12 protein-coding genes and 1 pseudogene are annotated in these 19,161 nt (G+C 55.3%); 6 read left to right on the top strand and 7 right to left on the bottom strand.

The window, feature by feature from the left end:
• Window positions 1-1,253: pseudogene (locus VFO10_RS09335) on the top strand (hypothetical protein); the annotation flags it as partial.
• Window positions 1,254-1,279: 26 nt separating this feature from the next.
• Here VFO10_RS09335 and VFO10_RS09330 read toward each other — a convergent pair.
• The 5 genes from VFO10_RS09330 to VFO10_RS09310 form a co-directional block, all read right to left on the bottom strand.
• A complete protein-coding gene (locus tag VFO10_RS09330; RefSeq protein WP_325139333.1) occupies window positions 1,280-1,465 on the bottom strand; it encodes a hypothetical protein in 186 nt (61 codons plus the stop codon).
• 141 nt (window positions 1,466-1,606) lie between these two features.
• Window positions 1,607-4,888 carry a 7TM diverse intracellular signaling domain-containing protein gene (locus VFO10_RS09325; RefSeq protein WP_325139331.1) on the bottom strand — a complete coding sequence of 1,094 codons (3,282 nt, stop codon included), beginning with the start codon at window positions 4,886-4,888 and terminating at the stop codon, window positions 1,607-1,609.
• Between the two features lie 10 nt (window positions 4,889-4,898).
• Complete coding sequence (locus tag VFO10_RS09320) at window positions 4,899-8,195, bottom strand: ATP-binding protein (protein WP_325139329.1); 3,297 nt, start codon at window positions 8,193-8,195, stop codon at window positions 4,899-4,901.
• A 146-nt stretch (window positions 8,196-8,341) separates the two neighbouring features.
• Window positions 8,342-10,555 carry an alpha-amylase family glycosyl hydrolase gene (locus tag VFO10_RS09315; protein ID WP_325139327.1) on the bottom strand — a complete coding sequence of 738 codons (2,214 nt, stop codon included), beginning with the start codon at window positions 10,553-10,555 and terminating at the stop codon, window positions 8,342-8,344.
• 261 nt (window positions 10,556-10,816) lie between these two features.
• On the bottom strand, window positions 10,817-11,440 hold the full coding sequence (locus VFO10_RS09310; protein ID WP_325139325.1) for a hypothetical protein: 624 nt from the start codon (window positions 11,438-11,440) through the stop codon (window positions 10,817-10,819).
• 220 nt (window positions 11,441-11,660) lie between these two features.
• On the opposite strand from VFO10_RS09310, the gene VFO10_RS09305 reads away from it, so the two are divergent.
• Window positions 11,661-12,071, top strand: coding sequence for a response regulator (locus tag VFO10_RS09305; RefSeq protein WP_325139323.1), 411 nt, complete (start codon window positions 11,661-11,663; stop codon window positions 12,069-12,071).
• Here the strand turns inward: VFO10_RS09305 and VFO10_RS09300 are convergent.
• Window positions 12,031-12,885, bottom strand: a complete 855-nt coding sequence (locus VFO10_RS09300; RefSeq protein WP_325139320.1) for a M48 family metallopeptidase — start codon at window positions 12,883-12,885, stop codon at window positions 12,031-12,033. The genes VFO10_RS09305 and VFO10_RS09300 overlap by 41 nt on opposite strands.
• A gap of 144 nt (window positions 12,886-13,029) precedes the next feature.
• Here VFO10_RS09300 and VFO10_RS09295 point away from each other — a divergent pair, with 144 nt between their 5' ends.
• The 4 genes from VFO10_RS09295 (at window position 13,030) to VFO10_RS09280 (ending at window position 17,345) form a co-directional block, all read left to right on the top strand.
• On the top strand, window positions 13,030-13,875 hold the full coding sequence (locus VFO10_RS09295; RefSeq protein WP_325139318.1) for a hypothetical protein: 846 nt from the start codon (window positions 13,030-13,032) through the stop codon (window positions 13,873-13,875).
• 190 nt (window positions 13,876-14,065) lie between these two features.
• Window positions 14,066-15,004, top strand: a complete 939-nt coding sequence (locus VFO10_RS09290) for a hypothetical protein (protein WP_325139316.1) — start codon at window positions 14,066-14,068, stop codon at window positions 15,002-15,004.
• Between the two features lie 68 nt (window positions 15,005-15,072).
• Window positions 15,073-16,344, top strand: a complete 1,272-nt coding sequence (locus VFO10_RS09285) for an AmpG family muropeptide MFS transporter (RefSeq protein ID WP_325139315.1) — start codon at window positions 15,073-15,075, stop codon at window positions 16,342-16,344.
• Window positions 16,345-16,610: 266 nt separating this feature from the next.
• Window positions 16,611-17,345, top strand: a complete 735-nt coding sequence (locus VFO10_RS09280; protein WP_325139313.1) for a Bax inhibitor-1 family protein — start codon at window positions 16,611-16,613, stop codon at window positions 17,343-17,345.
• Window positions 17,346-17,411: 66 nt separating this feature from the next.
• On the opposite strand, the gene VFO10_RS09275 is transcribed toward VFO10_RS09280, so the two are convergent.
• Window positions 17,412-18,983, bottom strand: a complete 1,572-nt coding sequence (locus VFO10_RS09275) for a hypothetical protein (RefSeq protein ID WP_325139311.1) — start codon at window positions 18,981-18,983, stop codon at window positions 17,412-17,414.
• Between the last annotated feature and the right edge of the window lie 178 nt (window positions 18,984-19,161).

Raw genomic sequence — 19,161 nt, 5'->3', positions numbered from 1 at the left:
AAGTCGGTCAGCAGGTGCGTTATATCCATGAACTCCAGGACTACATTGATGCCCAGGAAGGCGGTCCCGGTCGCGGCTGGTTCCGTGTGGCCAATTCCTCGCGCGAGGCCCGCGAAATCATAGCCAGCAATAAACTGGCTGTTGTTCTGGGCAGCGAATATGGAACGCTCTTCGATTGCACCGAATCGTCCGAGCAGTGCAATGAAGCCTTTGTCGATCAAAAACTCGACGAGCTTTATAAGATGGGGGTCCGCTCGCTCTTTCCCATCCATCGCTTCGACAATGCCTTTGGCGGCACGCGGCCCCAGGGCGGCAGCAACGGGGCCTGGATGCATCTGACGAGCAAACTCAGCACCAGCCATGTCGAGCATCTGTCCGATCTTTTGAATCCTTCCAAGCTGCTCTTCAAACCCATCGGCGGCCATTACTGGGAATTGGAAGCCTGTCCCAGCGGAGTATCTGGCACCCAGGGCATTCGCAGCATGAAAAAATTCATCGACGAGGACTTCAGCTTCCTGACGGAAACCGTTCAGAAGGTGCCCGTGGTCGGCGGACTCGCAGCCAAACTCCTCGGCTGGGTCTTTCTGGATAAACTGAAGCCTTTGCCGGAATACAAGGAATTCGAGGGCAACGCCGCAGCCTGCAATAAACGCCCCCTCCAGGACATCGGCCGCTATCTGATCCAGCGCGTCGCGGAAAAGGGCATGATCCTTGAGATCGATCACATGAGCTACCCCACTCTGCTCGGAACGCTCGATGCTCTTGAGGAGCTGCAGTATCCCGGCTTTGTCTCGTCCCACGGCTGGATCGAAAACCTGCCCGAAATCCGCCAGCGCATGTTCCGCCTCGGTGGGCTGATGGCCGCTTCCAATGGACGACCGCGGGAGGTCGCCCAGGCTCTGGTTGCGTATAGAAAAGAACGCAGCGCCTTCCATTCGGATTCGGGCGTGGGCATTGGCAGTGACATCCAGGGCGTCTCCACCCAGGCCAGCAGCGAGGACGACCTGAGCATCACCTATCCCTTCCCCTCCATCGACGGCAAGGTCACGTTCCTGCCACCCGTCACGGGCTCGCGCCGCTTTGATTACGATCGCGAAGGGGTCGCGCATTACGGGCTTTTAGCCGAATGGATCGAAGAAATCAGACAGGTGGACGCCCGTGAAGGAACGCAGGCTATAGATTCCCTCATGCAATCCGCCGAAGCTTATCTGAAGATGTGGGAAGCGGCGGAGGAGCGCGCCGCTTCGCTTTAAAGGCAAAGGGGGCTCCAAGGGGCCCCTCAGCGCATTTTGAAGACAGCGCGATCCACGCAACCGATGCTGGTGTGAATGCCGCCCGCGCTTTCGCAGACCTTGCGATCGTGATAGCTGACGATGCCTTCAAAAAGGGCCAGCATCACAATCAGAGCGCCGATCAGCATAAGAATCTTCGAGCCGGATGAACTATTGAACATATGATCAAACATGCGAACTGCCCCTCCCGAGGCAACGCCCTCTGGGCTTCAAAAGTATGAGGGTATCTTGTGCGTACATTTTTCCAGGCTCTGCGGCAACGGGCAAGCTGGAAATTGCAAAACAGCGTTAAAATTCGGAGAATTTTTGCTTCGTCAGGCTGACTTGAGATCCGCCACATGAAAACCGTGGGACTGGTCCTGCGGTTTTTCCATGAGCTGCTGGGCCCTTTCATAGAAAAATCGGGCGACAGGATCGCGCGGATCGCTGCGGACGATGGATTCGAGCAAGAGCAGCGCCTCCAGAACGCGGTTCTCGATCAGTTTATGAACAGCATTTTCAAAGTCGATCAGCGTCCGCTTGCGGGTGATCATCTCCGGCTCGGCATCCAAAAGTTCATAGAGGATGACCGGCAAACTCCGGCCTTTCAGTTGAAAAGGCCCCAGATAGCGCCAGGTCCATTGATTGGAATTCTTCAGCGACTTGCGCAGCTCCTCGGAGGCAATGACCCGCACCTCCAAGGCCTTGCTGATCATTTCAATGCGCGACGCGACGTTCACAGCATCGGACAGGACCGTGGCTTCAAAGCGCTCCGGTTCACCCAGCGTTCCTATCATCGTGGGGCCGCTGTGAATGCCCATTCCCAGCCAGTAATTGCCCGTGGCGGCCAGACCCTTCTGCATGGCGATCGCAGCTTCCACAGCCCCTTCAGGACCCTGCGGGAACAGAGCTAGAATCGCATCGCCGATGTATTTGTCGATAAAACCCTGCGCGCGGCGGATTTCCGGGCCCAGGATCGCATAGCAGCGATTGAGCCAGCTGAAAGTATCAGCCGGCGGCATGTTCTCCATCGTCCCGGTGAAGCCGCGAATATCCGCAAAGACGATGGCCAGATTCTGCTGCACCGCGTCCCCCAGCTTCACGTCCGCAAGGTCCTCATGCCCCAAAAGCGAAATGATGTCCTCGGGCACGAAACGCTTCATGGCCAGAGAGCGCCGCGAAACCTTGAGGTGCGTATTCATGCGGGCGAAGAGTTCGTCGCGATGGATCGGCTTTAAAAGATAATCATTGGCACCGGCTTCAAAGCCTTCCACGATATCCTGCGCCTGCTGCTTGGCCGTGAGCATGATCACGGGCAGGAGCGAGATATCATGCGTCCTTCGAATATGCCGGCACACTTCATAGCCGGTCATGCCAGGCATCATGACATCCAGGAGGATGGCATCAAAATTATTTTCATTATAAAAGACATCAAGAGCCTCAGGACCGCTCGACGCTTCGACCAGAGTATAGGGATGATCTTCCAGAAAATTGCGCAGAACGGCCCGATTCATGGCATCATCATCGACCACCAAAAGCCGGTAATGCCCATGTTGCGTGGGCTTGCCTCGACTCGAAGGCTCGGGCTGCACAAGGGCCAAAGGCCGAGGCGCGGGTGCTCGTGGCTTCTGGCCTTGCTCAGATGTCGCTGGATGAAGGGGGGCAATCGTGACCTTATCCTGATCCAGGGCCTCACCGCTGGCCTTCTTGAAATGAAGCACCACCGTGGTCCCGACACTCACCTGCGAATGAATGTCCATGCTTCCGCCCAGCTTTTTCAAAAGTCCATGGGCCAAAGCCAGTCCGAGCCCAGTGCCGCCGTGATCCCGTCCAGCCCCACCGTCCGCCTGCACAAAATGCTGGGAGAGATTGGAAAGGCGATCCGCGGGAATTCCAATGCCGGTATCGCGGATGGCCAGCTGCACCCCATCGCCTTTTTCCTGGCAAATCAGGGCGATTTCACCCTGGACGGTAAACTTCACGGCGTTGGATACGATGGTGTGGATAACGGTCGTGACATGATAGGGATCGCCCTGAATGAAGTGCGCGGCGTGATCGAGTCCGCTCAGATCAAAGCTGATGCCCTTGACTGCGGCCTCGGCGGCGAACTGATCCAACACTTTTTGAATGATGGGCTTCAACCTGATATCGCTGGACTCCACCATCAGCATGTCCTCCTGCAGCGCAGAGAAATCGAGGATATTGCTGACCAGCTGATAAAGCCGTTTCGATGCCGTCCAGATATGCTGCACATCCTCGCGATTTCGCGCATCCAGTTCCCGCCTCAGAAGCATATTCTCGGAGAGCCCGATCATGCTGTTGAGCGGTGTGCGCAGTTCATGGGATGTATTCGCCAGGAACTGGTCCTTCAGCTCGACAAGGTGAGTCTGCTCCTTCAGAGCGATCTGGCTTGCGGCCAAAGCCCTTTGATCGGCATCACGCGCGAGCCGCTCCGATTCAAGGGCCCGCAGATGCTCCGCCTGCACGCGTTCCTGCAGGGTTTTGATCCGATCGCCGAGGGCGAAGGAGAGGAGGATGAATTCAATAGCGGAACCGATCTGCTGCGCATTCTGCGTCAGCATATTGTTCACGATCAGGCCGCCCGAGCGCAGGAGGGTGACCGCAGAACCCAGAATGAAGAAGAGCCAGGCGCCTGCATACCAATAGGCCACGCGTTCCCGGCGTTTGATCCCTTGAAAGCCGAGCCATACCAAATAAAGAATCCAGGGCGCGATCGTCAGAAGCATGAGGCTCCAGTAAGCCTGCTGCCGAAACCCAATGATATTCAGCCCCAGAACCAGAATCGAACAGGAGCAAAGATAGACCTTGAACCACTGCGTGATGCGGCCGGTGATATCGAGCAGCCGCGCCGCGAAGAGGCTGGAGCATAATTCACCGCTCAAGGCCCCGAGCAGGACAAAGGGCGTGGTGGCAGCGGGAAAATTCGGCCAGAGCACCTGATAGCCTATGCCGCTGATGGCCAATTGAAAGAGCGCGTAGCCACCCAGAAAGCCGACGTAGTATCCATAAACGCGAAGGCCTGTGATCGTCCACACCAGAAAGTTATAAAGAGTCAGAGCCAGCAGAGCCCCGTAATAGAAGGCCTGAAGCGTAGCATCCCAGGTCCTCTGCGTCTCGCGATCCGCGGTGTGACGCAACACCAGAGGCGCCTGCAGAGCCGTCAAAGACCGCAGGCGAATCAGAGCGTAATCCAGCGTCCCAGCTTTCAGAGTGAAGCTCGGAAAACGCGTATCCATCGGCCAATTTTTTCGCTCAATCTGTGTGCCAGCCTTCTGCTCCTGCCAGTGACCGTCCAGGAATTGATAAAGATGGAATTCATCCAGGAACGTGTGCCGCATTTCAAGGATCAGCTGATCACCGACAAGGCTCTCGCGCGGCACGCGAAGTTTCAACCAGACCGATCCCTTGTAGTAGCCAAAGCCCGGGTTCATATCCGGCTGCTTTTCCCAAGGCAGGGCAGCATCCTGCGCGGCGATCGACTCGGGCGTCAGCTCATGATGCGGGTCTTTCAGGGAAAAGAGTTCAAGACCGTCATCCCCAGCCACGAGGACTCGCGTGATCGCGAAGCTTAAGATGATGGCCACAAAAAAACGCATGAATCTCCCGTCACGCTGCGCGCAGAGTTATGATAAAACACGCGCCCCCGTAGCTCGCGCTGTCTGTGATCTGCATGTCCGCCTCCAGCCGCGTGGTGATGGAGCGTACGACGGACAAGCCAAGACCTGTGCCCTGTCCCGCTTCCTTGGTCGTGAAGAAGGGTTCGAAAATCTTTTCCCGAATGGATGCGGGTATACCGTCACCGCTGTCTTCTATCCGCAGGATAAGGCTGGCCCCGGATTTCTGGATCGACAGATGAATCTGATCATCCTTGCGGCCTTTGACCGCGTCCGCGGCGTTGCTTAGAAGGTTCATGATGACCTGCACCAGATCGCTGCGCCGGCCCTTAAACCAAAGACCGGGCTCGATGATGCGGGTGAAATGAAAGTACTTCAGTTTATGATGCAGGATATTCACGACGTCCTCGACGATCAGATCCACTTCATAAAGCGCATCATCCTGCGATCGGCTCCGCATGACGACTTTGATGGATTCGGTGATGCCGAGCATGGTACGGATGGCTCGATCCGCAAGGTCGCAGTATCCAAGGATCTTGCTCAAATCCGCCGGATCTTTCACCGAGACCTGCGCAGCCTGTCTCAGCCACTGCATGAGGGTTTTGAAATGCATGAGGGGATTGCTGAGTTCATGCGCAATCCCGGCGGTCGCAGCCCCCATGGAGGCGAGGCGTTCAGCATGCTGCAGTTGATCCTCGACGGACTTCAGGGCGTCTTTCAGAAGGCGACTTTCGTTTTGAATGCTTTGATTCTTTTGAATGGCCGCCTTCAAACGGGCCTGATGATGCAGCCGCGCGTCGACTTCCATGGCGGAAAAAGGCTTCAGGATATAATCGTTCGCACCCAGGGCGTAAGCCGCCAGCAGGTCTTTTTCCAAGGCCTTGGCCGACAGGACGATCACCGGCAGTTCCGCTTCGTTATACTGCTGCCGCAGCTGCCGCAGGACATCATAGCCGCTCATCTCGGGCATCATGATATCGAGCAGGATCACATCGAATTTCTTTTTATGACGAATGGCCTCCAAAGCCGATGGCCCATCGCCCAAAGATTCCGTGCGATGACCGCTCAGGCGCAGGATTTCCTCCAGCACCTGCCGGTTTGTGGGTTCATCATCCACGATCAGGATATCAAGGCTGGAACGGAGTTCATCCCGATCCATAAATCCGCTCGGCACCACTGCGCCCAAAGCAGGCGACCGGGGCGAAGCTTCCATCTGGGATTCAAAGCCTGCGACGCGATGGGCCATGAACTGGGGATCGCCCTGATGCCTGGGCACGTCGCTGTCCTGGCTTTGTGCCATCGTCAACCAGAATGTGCTGCCAAAGCCCGGCACTGACTGCACTCCCACTGTTCCACCATGGGCTTCGACGATCTGTTTGACGATCGCAAGACCAAGGCCAAGACCACCATGACGCCGGGCTATGCCTCCGTCCGCCTGGGTGAAGGCGGCGAAGATGCGTTCGTGATCCTCGGCTGCGATGCCGGGTCCTGAGTCACTGACACGAATCGTGACCTGACCATCCTGAGCCAAAGCAGAGACCTTGATCTTCCCCTGCTGAGTAAACTTGATCGCATTGCTCACAAGATTGAACAGAACCTGCTGCAGGCGATCTGGATCGGCAAGAACGATGATGTCGTCACTGCCGATCAGATTGACGAGTTCAATCGGTTTACTGTCGAGGGTCGGACGCAGAATTTCGAAAACAAGTTCGGTCTGCTCGTGCAGACTGGTGGAGCCCTTATAAAGAGGCATCACATGCCGCTCGCCGCGGGAAAAGTCCAGGAGGTCCCCGAGCAAAGCCGCCAGACGCCGACCACTGCGCACGATACCATCCAGGCTCTTCAAGGAGTCCGGTGACAGTCTATCCTGTTCCCGCCTTTGAATGGCCTGGGCGAGGCCCATCATTCCATTTAAAGGCGTCCGAAGTTCATGACTGGTGTTGGCGACCAGCTGATCGCGCTGCTCGTTGAGGCGCTGCTGTTCATCCAAGGTGTTCTGTATGGCTTCCCGGGCTTTTTTCTCGGCGTCGAAGGCTATCGCCTGCAGGCGCTGCTGCTCCTCCAGGCTTGCCTCCCGCTCAGCCTGCAAAAGGGCGAACTTATCCCCGAGCGCCAGGGACAGCACAACGAGTTCAGCTGCGGCTCCGAAGGGCTGGACCCACTGTACCCAGCCCGTTACCGGGATCACAGCATTGTTGCTCAGAAGAGTAAGGATATTGGCGAGCAGGATGAAGGTCCATCCCAGAACATAGAAACGCGCCGGCCGATAGCTGACCATGCGATAAACACCGACCGCGATCAGGACGCAGGATAGACTGAAATTCAAGGCAAGCGTACACTGCAGCGCAAAGAACGAGGAACGGAAGAGAAGCCAGTTGCCGATGTTGATAAGGCAGAGGACCTGCAGACTGCGAAAGAAGCGGTAGATTTTAGGCTGACTGCCCTTCAGATTCAAAAAAGCTATCGAGAACGCCACCGCGGTCATCGAGATCAGATCGATCACCACATAGATGCCATCGCGCATCCACCAGTCGCGCATGGCCCCGGGCTCGAAATAAAGATAGGCGAAACCGTTATAGAGAAGGTAGAAGCTGAGATAACTGAGGATATAGCAGCTATAGTAAAAATAGGAAGTCTGCGAGAACTTGATGAAGACAAAGAAATTATAGAGGAACATCACCACGCAGATCCCAAGGATCGCGCCATAGAAAAGCTGTTCCGCGAGTTCGTGATTCAAAAACCTATCCGGTGACCAGGCTTCCAGGGAGAAGATCACGGCGCTGGTCGTTTCCATCTTCCAATAGTAGTCATGAACGCCAGGCTCCACCGTGATCGGAAAGATCGGCAGACGGTGATGGATGGGACGATCCTTGGACGGAAGGATGTCCCCAAGGGCCCAAAGAAGCCTTGGCTCGGTCGAGGCCTTGACCTCATAAAGGGAAAGCTCATCAACCGTCGCATAGCGCGAGATCACAAATAAAGGCAGGGCACGATCCGTCCCGTTGCGAACGGTCATGCGGGCCCAGAAAACACCCTTCGATAAATAGCCTTTTGACACAATATCCCGCGTTTGCGGAACGAATTCGCCCGCATGGGATGGCTGGACCACCTGCTCCAGGGTCATCCGCCCTTCAGGGTCGTGCAGGACGCTTAATTTGCGTCCTAAAAGAACCTGCTCAAGCGGTTCCCCGTTCAATTCCCAAATCCCATCCGCGTCAGCCCAAGCGGGACTTCCCATAAGTCCGAGCAGGACGAAGATTTGACAGATGAAGTGGAAGCCTTTTATCAAAAGGAAAAACCCTCGCGAAATAGAGGTGGAGTCCTGTTGAGTTTTCGGAGGATTTCGTGGAAAGGAAAAGGAAAAATTTCGCGAGGCTTCGGTCAACAAAAACCCCAGCACCGGGCGGCACTGGGGGATTTTTTTGAGTCAGAGTCTTAGCGCAGATAGACCGCGTCCGTCCCGATTTTACCGGGACCATTCAGAACGTAAACTCCGATCGAACGGTCCTTCACGGTGAAGGACAGCGTACCGTCCCGAACCGTGACCTCGCGACCTGTGATCGCATCGCGATAGTTGCCGTTCTTCACGCCATTGACGGTGATCGACTGCGCGCTCTCGCCGGCCAGGCCAACCACGGCATAGCTTGAGCCGTTATTAAAGTCGCGAACGAAGGACATGCCTCCACCCCATTCCTGCACCTGGCTCATCGGCGCTTTTTGCAAAGCGGGAATGCTGCGGCGAATTTGGTTCAATCTTTTAATATGGCCGAACAGGGGGTGGCCTTTGGTTGTGGCCAGACGATCCGGCTTCAGATTGTCCCCGAAATAAGCGCGTCCTGTTTGATCGAGGGTCATGGTTCCGCCTTCGATATCCTGCGGCAGGCCTTTTTGAAATTCAATCTCCTCGCCGTAATAAAGGGTCGGGATACCACGAATCGTCCAAAGGAGGTTATAGGCCAGGGCCGCCTTCCAGGTCTCGCCTTGGAATCGATATTTGAAATCGTTGTCCGGTCCCACATCGTGGTTTTGGAAGAAGGTGACGAGCTGCGTGGCATCACCATAGATCCAATCCCAACCGAGGATCCCGCCGACTCCACCGAAATTCCCACCGCGGATGTTATCGCGGAAGGTGGAAAAGAGCGAGAAATCGAGAACGGAAAAACCGGAGTCAGGACCGGAACGCGGATTCGCCGGATCGTTGCCGCGACGGGTATACCACCAGGGACGAATCGCAGCGGGTGCATTGTCATTGCTCAGTTCCTGGCCCAGGCCCGTGCCTTTCACAAGGTTCTCGCCGAAGACGAAAAGCCCTGGTTTATAGGCCTTCCAGTCATCCACGTATTCCAAAAGATTGTTCCGCTCGACATGCTTCACGGTATCGAGGCGGATGGCGTCGACGCCCATATCCAGATAACGGTGGATCGCGGAATTCAGATAATCCTTCACGTTCTGCCGTTCGGTGGCCAGATCAATCGTGTCGCCGGCCATATGTTTTCTTTGCAGGGATTTGGGACTTTCCCAGTCGCCGCCCGCCATGAATCCATCCAGGTGATACCAGTTTGGATCCAGCGTCTGAGCATCTATTCCAAAAAAGCGATTGGGATTGTAACCAGCCAGGGGAACGGTCACGCCGCTCTTGGGATCGACCAAAGGTTTCACGCCTGCGGGATCCGTGTTCTGACGTTCACGGAACCAGGCCGGGGCCACGGGATTATCATTGTCTTCGCGGAAATCGCTCAGGTAGTCACCGAGATTATCCTTATAAGGATCATTTTTGATCGGACTGCCGCCTTGAGGCCGGTAGTATTTGATAGGCAGGCGGTCGATCCAGACTTCGCCGCGGATACCATAGTTGCTGGAGTGGTTGATGACCACGTCCTGAATAACCTTCAGGCCCTTCGCATGCGCCGCATCGATGAAATCCTGATAGCTGGCACCGGGTGATTCCAGGCGAGGATCGACGCGATTCCAGTCATAGGCGTGATAGCCGTGATAATCCAGACCGCTCCGGTTTTCGACCGGCGGCGTGATCCAGATCGCGGTGAAGCCCAGGTCTTTGATGTAATCCAGCTGCTGGATAAGACCCTTGAAATCCCCACGCCAGTGCGGATCTCCGAGTTTGATGCGATCGCGGTTGTAATAGTTATTATTCGGATCGCCATCATAGAAGCGTGCCGTTAAAACGAAATAAATCGTTTCCGAGCGGAAGTCAGGCCCGCCCGGTTGCGGCGCGGGCGCAGGTGCCGGCTGGGGTGCAGGTTCAGCCGCGACGGGGGCACAGGCTCCTTCGCGAAGGTCAGCAATCTTTTTCACGTCAACCGCCCGGCTCGCCGGTCGGAAGGTGATGCGCACGCGGCTGCAGTCTTCAACTTGAAGATCTTGAGCCGGAACGCTTTCCGTCCAGTCTGCAAAGCGATCGAGTTTAAAGCGCGCGTTTTTATCCTGCCTGGCAAAGTCGATTTCGATGCTTTGCGTTTGGGACGCCGCATCCATCTGAAGCGGCGCAGCCTTCCATTGATTGGCTGTACCCCGAAAATACCAGGATTCAGCCAACGCCTCAGCGCTGAATGGCAGCATCGCAAGCATGATGATACTGTGGAATAAGGGTCGCCGTGCGGACCACGCCCCCTTGCCCTGGAATGAATACATATGTGCCCCCCTAGAGTATAAAAAGCAAACGAGCTGACTTTAAATGTTCACGTCAGGAAGGGGAAGGCGCGACCTTCCGTTAGGAAAGTTTTTTGAAAATATCCATCCTTTGCGTAGCTTGAATGGGGGATGTTTACAGCGACTGAAGGATGAACTCGACCTCGGGCGGGATATTCAAGCGGGGCGTGAGGGATCGGATCCCTTCGTCGGACAAACAAAGTTCCTGACTGGCATTCAGCATCTGCGTCAATTCCCCCTTGTTTAAACTGTCCCACTGCAGAGGTCCGGTGAACTGAGGGTGAGCTGATAATCATTGCGTGCGATATGCGATAGGTTGCTGTTATCAAAGAGCCGAAACAGGGACGGGCGGGAGCCAGCCAAGCAGCTCGATGCCGTCAGACGAAAGTTCAGCGTATGCGAGAAAACAAGAGAATCCACAAGATCATTGGGCTGAACATCAAGAGCACCTTCCCGCTTTTCATAGTAGATCTTATTCAAAAATGGATGCTTGAAAAAAAGATAATGGGTGTACTGGCCAGCGGTTTTGAATTCATAATAACTCTGAAAGCTCAGGTTATAACCGAGCGCGATGTGGGCCGTATGTTCCTGAGAACGCCAGACCGAATCTTCAATGCCATCGCGTATGCAGAGCGAAGGGTTGATAGCGAGCGCGCAGGGAGCCTCTTCCTGGCTTTCCTGACCCTGGCCCTTGTCGTCATCCAGGGGATCGTTTGCAGGCAGCTCGGCTTTTGCGGGACACGAATCCCCTGACCAGATTCCTGGCAGGTCCCGCTGACATCGCTTATCGAAATAGAAGTCTCCAATCCGCTTGAAACCGCAGGCTGTATTCAGCAGCAAAAGTAAAAGCATGAAATAGCAGCGCAAATGGAAACCTCATCCTCTGTTCATGGAATTCTTATCGGTGCTCCAACGAGGAACCATTAAGTTAAAATATGAAATGGTAAGATTGTCACAATCCTTCCAAGGCTTTATTTTTATTAAGATATCACGGTGTCAGACGGGAAAGGTTTCTTAATTCGCCGCCACATTCAATGTCCGCCGGAGCAGGGTCGAAGGTGATTCTGTGAGCTGTGGGAGGACAGGCATGAAGAGACAAAGACTGCGTATCCTTCTGATCGATGATGACCCCATCTTCGGGCATATTCTGCAACGCACGGCGGATAATCTGAATATCAACCTGGATGTGGTGCAGTCGGTGGAAGAGATCGGCTTTATCTTCGGTATGAAAGACTACGACATCATCATTGTCGATCAGAACATGCAGTTCATGAGCGGCATGGAGGTCGCAGCCTATCTCGCATCCTTCTTTGCGGGCAAGACTGTTGTCCTGATCAGCTCCTCCTCCGTGATAAAAGATGGTGGCCTGGGGCTACCGTCTTTTATCGATGCCTTCGTGCATAAGGATGAAGGTTATTATCGGGTGCTGAAGCAGGCGCTCGTCACGCATGAAAAAATCAATGCGACTCCTGAGCGAGGCGCTGCTGGAAATCTTTAAGATCGAAGCGCACCGGCTTCAGCGCCTTGATCTCCTGCGGGGTTAAGCCGGCGATGCGTTGCTCGACCATGCGGATGCGTTCAGCCGTCAAAGGATGCGTCGACAGAAAAACGCTCACCCGTTCAAGCTTCCGAGTCTCGGCGGGGGAATCCGCCCCTTCCGATTTTCTCTTCTCCAGCCTTTGAAAGAACTGGCTCATGCCCTTCGGATGAATGCCCGCGGCGATCAGATAATCAAAGCCGATGCGATCAGCCTCCCCTTCCTGGCTGCGGGTGAAGCCGTTTTGCAAAAGCATCTGGCTCTGCTGCAGAATGTAAGCGCCAAGTTCCGACACGTCCCCCAGGAAAAAGCTGACAATGGCGGCCAGACTTAAACTTTGGATCATGGACTTCAGCACATGCTTTTCGGTTACATGGGCCAGCTCATGCGCAGCGACGCCCAGGATCTCTTCCGCGCTGCCGGCTGCCAGCAGCATGCCGCGGTTGAAAATCAAAATCCCACCCGGCAGAGCGAAGGCATTCAGTTCATCATCGCGGCTGATATAAATTTTGATCGGCGGCTGATGGATGCCATTGCGGTCGATCAAAGGCTTTAAAAGACCTTCCAAACGTGACTGCAGAACAGGATCTTTCAGAATGGCCTCGGGCGGCAGGACGGTCGGCAAAACCTTTTCGCCGAGCCCGACTTCCATATCCGGTGGAATGCGTGACACCAGGGCGTCCAGCGCCTTTTCTTTCCATTCCAGAATGCCACAGCCCGAGAGCGTCAGGCTTAAGGCCATTAAACAGAATGTTCGCCACAGAGCTGCTCGCATACAAAGCCTCCTGCACAAGCCGTTGATCACAATAGGGGAATCAGCCGGGCAAGGCGAGTTTTTTCAAAAGGCCGCTTTCCCCCGCTTGGCATCCCTCATCAGAATGTGTAAGGTCCTTTTCCCTGAAAACCCAAGGAAGTCCCTATGAAGCATATTCTTTTGACCGTCCTCGTCGGCTCCCTGAGCGCCATGGCCCAGGCCGCGGCACCTTCTGTTCATGTGGAAATGACGGCAAGGCCCAATGGCCTAAGCGAAACCTGGACCCTGCGCGGCGTGAACGGTCGCAAGCTTCTCTGTCCAGATACCCAGACCCATGCCCAAAGCTGCGTGGTGGATCAGGTCGTCCCGCCGTCCGACTGCGACTGGGAATGTCAGGACGGCGTTCTTTCAGGTCAGGGCCGTTCGGTGTTTCGGGGTCGCTTCGCCAGCGGCAGCACAGGCACGGTCTTCATCATCGAAGCCGCCTGGGACAGCTGGCGCAATACGGACATTCGCGGACCTCTTTATCGCATCCGTCGCAGCGAACAAGGCTTTGTGCTGGAACAGGTGGAGCGTCAGAAAAAAGCGCGCGCGTTCACGACACTCGATTTTTCAAAAGCGGATGCTGTGAATTTTCAAATGGAACCGTCCCGGGCCGACGACATGCTGAATGGCTCGCTCGGTGTTTTGGCCAGCGGTCAGCTGCGGGGCCAGCGCTTTATCGTGGATCAGATCTGGCGGCAATGGAGTCCGCGTTTGACCTGTGAAGCGTGGACGGTGGCCAAGGCACGGGCCTTTCCAGAAGGAACGGACGCGGCCACCATGATCTTCGGTACGGAAGCGGAGGCGATCAGCTATAAGGATCCGGAAGGGCGGTCCGTGGGCTGGCTCATATGGGAACGGGAAGACGACGGCGCTATCGTCTTCAGAAGCGGCCTCAATGATCTGTGGGCAGAAGTCTTCGCGGTCGCCACCCGTGGCTGCGCGGTCACCGTCCTTGCCGAGCACTGAAGTTTTTTACCTGGCGTAACAATGGGCCTTCGTCCAAGGCCCTTGGCGCGAGTCCCGCCCTTTTTAAACAAGCTGCCAATCTCCCGATTTTGTTTGGGAAGCCGCAGCCTGCGATAGCAATCTCGATATCGAACCGATACCTTTTCATATCAAGATACGTCGAACGCTTGTTTTTATTTTAAGGGACGTCATGCGACTTATTTTAGGGCTGGCCCTTCTTCTGAGCACGATCGCCTGCAATCCAGGCCGTCGCGTGATGGAAGGCCGCAGCAGCACCAGCGAAACAGCGTCAACAGCCGCCTCGGAAAGCACCGAGCAGTCGGTTGACACGACTGTTTTGGAAACAGGTGAATCCTATAACGAGTCGACCACAGCGAGTGAACCCGTTTCGGTAGGCGGAGCATTTCTTACCTGTCTTTATAAAAACGGCCAGGCTCAAGCCAGCGCGTCCTATCAGATGGATTGCGATATCGGACCTGTGGCGGAAGTCAGCAGCGCCATCACCCAGGCTGATTTTTTCAAAGTCGATGCCAAAGGTGTTCGCACCGCACTGACCATCACTATGGAAGATCTTGCGAATCTCAAATGGACTGTCAGCGAAACGACTGCGACTCTCGCATTCAATCGGGTCGAGGTCGTGCTGAGTGCCAACAACGCAACGTCTGTTTCTCTGACGACCACTATCACAGCGCCGCTCGTGATCACGCCCGTGCTTTCGTTCTGGCTCGGTGGTGAACCCAATAATCAGATACTCAGTGGGACCGAGGGTGAAGACTGCGTGGAATTCGGAAACCTCGCGGCCAAAGTCGATCATCAAAATCGCACAGGCCTTGTCTCGGGTACCTACGGCCGCATGAATGATATTCCCTGTGGGGCCCGCGTTTCGAGTTTTCTCTGCCGCAGTCTGAGCAGCGGCAGCGCTAACCCTTGGTTGATCAGTACTGCAAAAGGGGTCTTCGCGGCAGCGGCCGAGGCCTGTCCTGCTGGTTATTCTTTTGGCTTTCCCATGAGCGAAAAGGAAGTGACTGAGGTCAGCGCTCTTATCGACGGCAACAACGCCGTTCAGAATATTTGGGTGAACATGAGCGACCGCGCCGAAGAAGGCAAATTCTCGATCGGCTCCCGTTAACGCCCCTTCCCCGATTCCAGCTGTTTTGCTAAAGTGGAAACTTCAGTCACTTCTGAAGAGACCATTCCATGTTTACCCTTCGCCAGCTCGTCAATCGCCGCTTGCTGACCGCCTTCATTATGGGTGTCGCCTCCGGCTTGCCGCTCCTTATCACCATTACCCTTATGCAGGCGCGTGCGAAAGATGCATCGGTCAGCCTCGAAAGCATAGGCCTGATGTCCCTTGTCGGTCTACCTTATACATTGAAATTTGTCTGGGCTCCGCTCTTCGACCGCTATGCCCTGCCCTTTCTGGGTCGGCGCCGCGGCTGGATCGTGACCACCCAGGTTCTTCTGATGCTTGCGATCTGGGGCATGGGCCTGACCGATCCCGCCCAGGGGAGTTTTGGACTTTGGACTTTCGTGGGCGTGGGCTTTCTTGTGACATTTTTCAGCGCAAGCCAGGATATCGTGATCGACGCCTATCGCCGCGAGGATTTGACGACGGCGGAATTGGGCCTGGGTTCTTCTTATTATATTTATGGTTATCGGCTCGGCATGCTGGCTGTCAGCGGCGGCGGTTTGATTTTAGCGGATATCCTGCCCTGGTCTTTGGTCTTTTTCATTATGGGCGCCTGCCTTATTCCGGCCATCATCGCGACGCTTTTCATTCCTGAACCTGTTGTGACGGAAGCACCACCGCGCAGCCTGCGGGAATCGGTGGTCGAACCCTTCAAGGAGTATTTCAATCGCGATCAGGCCTGGTTGATGCTGTGCTTTATCCTTCTGTATAAAGTCGGCGATAACCTGGCCGCGGCTTTAACGACTCCTTTTTACCTCGATCTCGGCTTCACCAAAACGGAAGTCGGGGCCATCGTCAAACTCTTCGGATTCTGGGCAACACTTTTGGGTGGCTTCGTCGGTGGTGTTGTGCTCCTCAAAATCGGTATCAATCGCGCCCTCTGGCTCTTTGGTCTTCTGCAGATGGCGTCCACCGCAGGCTTTGCTTTACTCGCTTCGCGCGGTCACGATCTTGTGCTGCTCGGCGGTGTGATATCGTTCGAAAACCTCGCCTCGGGGATGGGAACTGCAGCCTTCGTGGCATTTATGGCCAGTCTGGCCAACAAACGCTTTACGGCCACTCAATATGCACTTTTGACAAGCCTCATGGGTGTACCCCGTGTCCTTTTAAGTTCCGTCACCGGCTTTCTGGCCAGCAGCATGGGCTGGTTCTGGTTTTTCACTTTCTGCACCATCATAGCCGTCCCCGGCATGCTGATGCTGGCGCGCTTCGCGCCCTGGCGCCAGGAGCGGGACAACACCAGCGGCCTTGCGAAAGCGTCATCCGATGTTGTGGTGTGACAGGGGCCGCCTCTGGCGGGACCGGGCCGTCGTTCCAAGCCGGCCCGTCATCTCACGCCAGCCGTCATCTCATGCCGTCATCTCACGCCTGCCGCCATCTCACGCCAGCCGTCATCTCATACCGCCATCTCACGCCAGCCGTCATCTCATGCCGCCATCTCACGCCAGCCGTCATCTCACATTGAGGTTTAACCTCCGATGCAATATAGGGAAAGTAAGGACGTCCTTGCCTGCGTCTCACTCACTTTATCAAGGAAAAATTGATCATGCATGCCACGACCTTAACTCAAACTGACATCACGAAAGCCAAAGCCACGAAATTTGTGACGGATGTTTACGTCCGCATGATCCTCGCCCTGGTCGCCTCGGCCGTGGTCGGCTATGTGTCCCTGAACTCCGGTTTACTTCTAAGCGGCCTCACCACCATGGGTCGCGGTCTGACTCTGGGCATCTTTGGCACCCAACTCCTCACAGTCATTGCCTTTCAGGGTTCGGTCTTCCGCATGAAACCGGCTTTGGCCCGCGTGCTTTTCGCCGTCTATGCGGTGATCACGGGTTTGACCCTCGGCCTGATTGGTCTTCTCTATACCCTCGATTCCATCCTGATGGTCGCCCTGCTGTCCGGCGGCGCCTTCGCGGGTCTGGCCATTTACGGAAAAACGACCAAACGCGATCTCGGCCCCATCGGAACCTTTGCCCTGACCGCCCTCTTGATGCTGATGCTCTACGGCCTTGGCATCTTCCTCGCGTCCTTCATTCCGGCTCTGCAGCCCTATATGGACGCCGCTGTTCGTCTGCACGCCTTCATCGGCACGCTTCTTTTCGCAGCCATCATCGCCTATGAATCCCAAAAACTCCGCGCTGTCGCCTGGCAGCTGGCTTTGAAAACCGCTCATGATGACGAGATCGAGGTCTTCGTCAACAGCGCGGCCCTGAACATGTACATGAGCTTCATCGGCCTCTTCTTGAGTCTGATGCGACTGCTCGGCAACCGCCGCTAAACACCTTCAAAACAAAAACCCCGGAAGGCTCGTGCCGACCGGGGTTTTTCTATGGCCTCAATTCAATCAGAGCTTTTTGAACATTTCCACGATCGGGTTGCTGCCGCTTTCGCCGCTGGCTTCCTTCTTCGCTTTGTCCGCTTTCAGCTTCTTCTCGACGAACTTCGCCAGACACCATTCATGATTACGGCTCAGACGAAGCTGGGCAGGATTCACAGTCGCGTTGACGAGGAACGTTCCATCCAGCGCGCCCTGCTCGAAGTTCAGGCTCGAATAAGTGCTTTCCTTGCCGTAGAACGCCACAAGGTTCAAAGGCCAGACTTCTTTTTCCTTCACACCAAGGCTGCAGTCGCTGGTGAAGAGTTCATCTTTCCAATCCGAGAACGCATAGTCCTGGGTGTAAGGACTCTTTTCGCCTTCCGCGTCAGGAATCTTCTGGAACTGAATCGCGTGCTTATAGAAAAGGCGAATGTCAGCAGCTTCCGATACGACGAAGTTCGAATTCACCACCAGCTTACCGATCAGCGTGGCTTCTTTTTCAGGCTCATAGGTCCAGGTGTCCGAACCGTAAACCAGGAAGAGAGGCGCCTGGCCGAGTTCCAAAGAACCATTCAAAGCAAGGAAGTGACGACGGAAGTCAAGGTCGGCCTGAGCCTTCTGACGGAACATTTCCTTGGTAGCAGCGCTGGGCGGAACCATCCACACAAAGCGTGGGCCTTTGGGATTTTCCACTTTCTGGCCGTTCACATTCATTTCCGCCAGGTGGTTGGCCTGCAGCTCACGGGGATCGAAGATATAGTTCAGCCCCAGGATGTGACGCGAGAAATACTGCGCCGTATAGAAAAAGCGGGAGAAGGCGCCGACACCGGAAAGGTTGCCCTTTTCAAAGCTCAAGCGGTTCGACAGGTACTTCGAATAGAAGTTATTGTCGATAATGGCTTCACCGTTGGCGTCTTTTTCCCAGCTTTGGCCACCGATATCATGCTGCGCGATCAGAACCTGGCTTTCCGAAGCGCCATCGACGAAGAATTTCGCAGCGATCGCAGGTGTAAAACGATCCTTGACGCTGGTGGGAACAGCGCTCGACAGACGACCGAGGACGCAGTCGTTGCGGGTTGCGTACTGACCGGTCAAACCAAGCTGGGCAGCGCCTTCCAGCGGCACATAACTCAGCTTCACGTTCACGCCGAAGCGGTGGGTCAGGCGCACGGTGTCACGCAGGTGACCTTCACGATAGGGGCGAATTTCGCTGCCGTAAAAGTCCGAGTCCTTGGCGTTGTTGCCAGCCCAGTCGAACTTCGTCCAGCCTGCGAAGATTTTCCAGAAGCGCAGAGCCGAACCGTTACCGAAGGTCACGACATCTTTGAAATCAGATTCAGGAGCATAAAGAGCATCAGGCTCCTGCGCCGTGGCTTCGATGCGGTCCCAGACCATTTCGAGCTTGCCGCAGGCTGTGGAATCACTCGTGCTGTTGGCTGCGTGAAGATCACGAGCGAGGTCGGTAAAGGACAGAATTTCTTCCTTCAGCTGCGCCTTGTCCGGATTTTTTACGTAACCATTTTGAGTTTCTGCACTTGCCAGAGCAGGTGCGACGGCCAAGAGCAAGGCAATCCAACGAGAACCTTTGAAACTTTGCATAAAACGTCTCCTTTGACAGCGTATATTCGTTAAAGACCCAACTGTTATTTATCCTGAAGAGCAATAAAACCCGGACTGGTCATGAACTGAACCAGGACATAGCGTTCCAGCGCGGACTTATCCGTTTTGCTGGCTTCCTGCTTTAAAAAAGGCTTGGGTTCCAGACTATCCACCTTCT

The sequence above is a fragment of the Oligoflexus sp. genome (genome assembly GCF_035712445.1).
In the GTDB taxonomy this organism is placed as follows: domain Bacteria; phylum Bdellovibrionota_B; class Oligoflexia; order Oligoflexales; family Oligoflexaceae; genus Oligoflexus.
The sequence above is the reverse complement of the archived record's forward strand: the minus strand, read 5'-3'. Positions and strand labels throughout refer to the sequence as shown.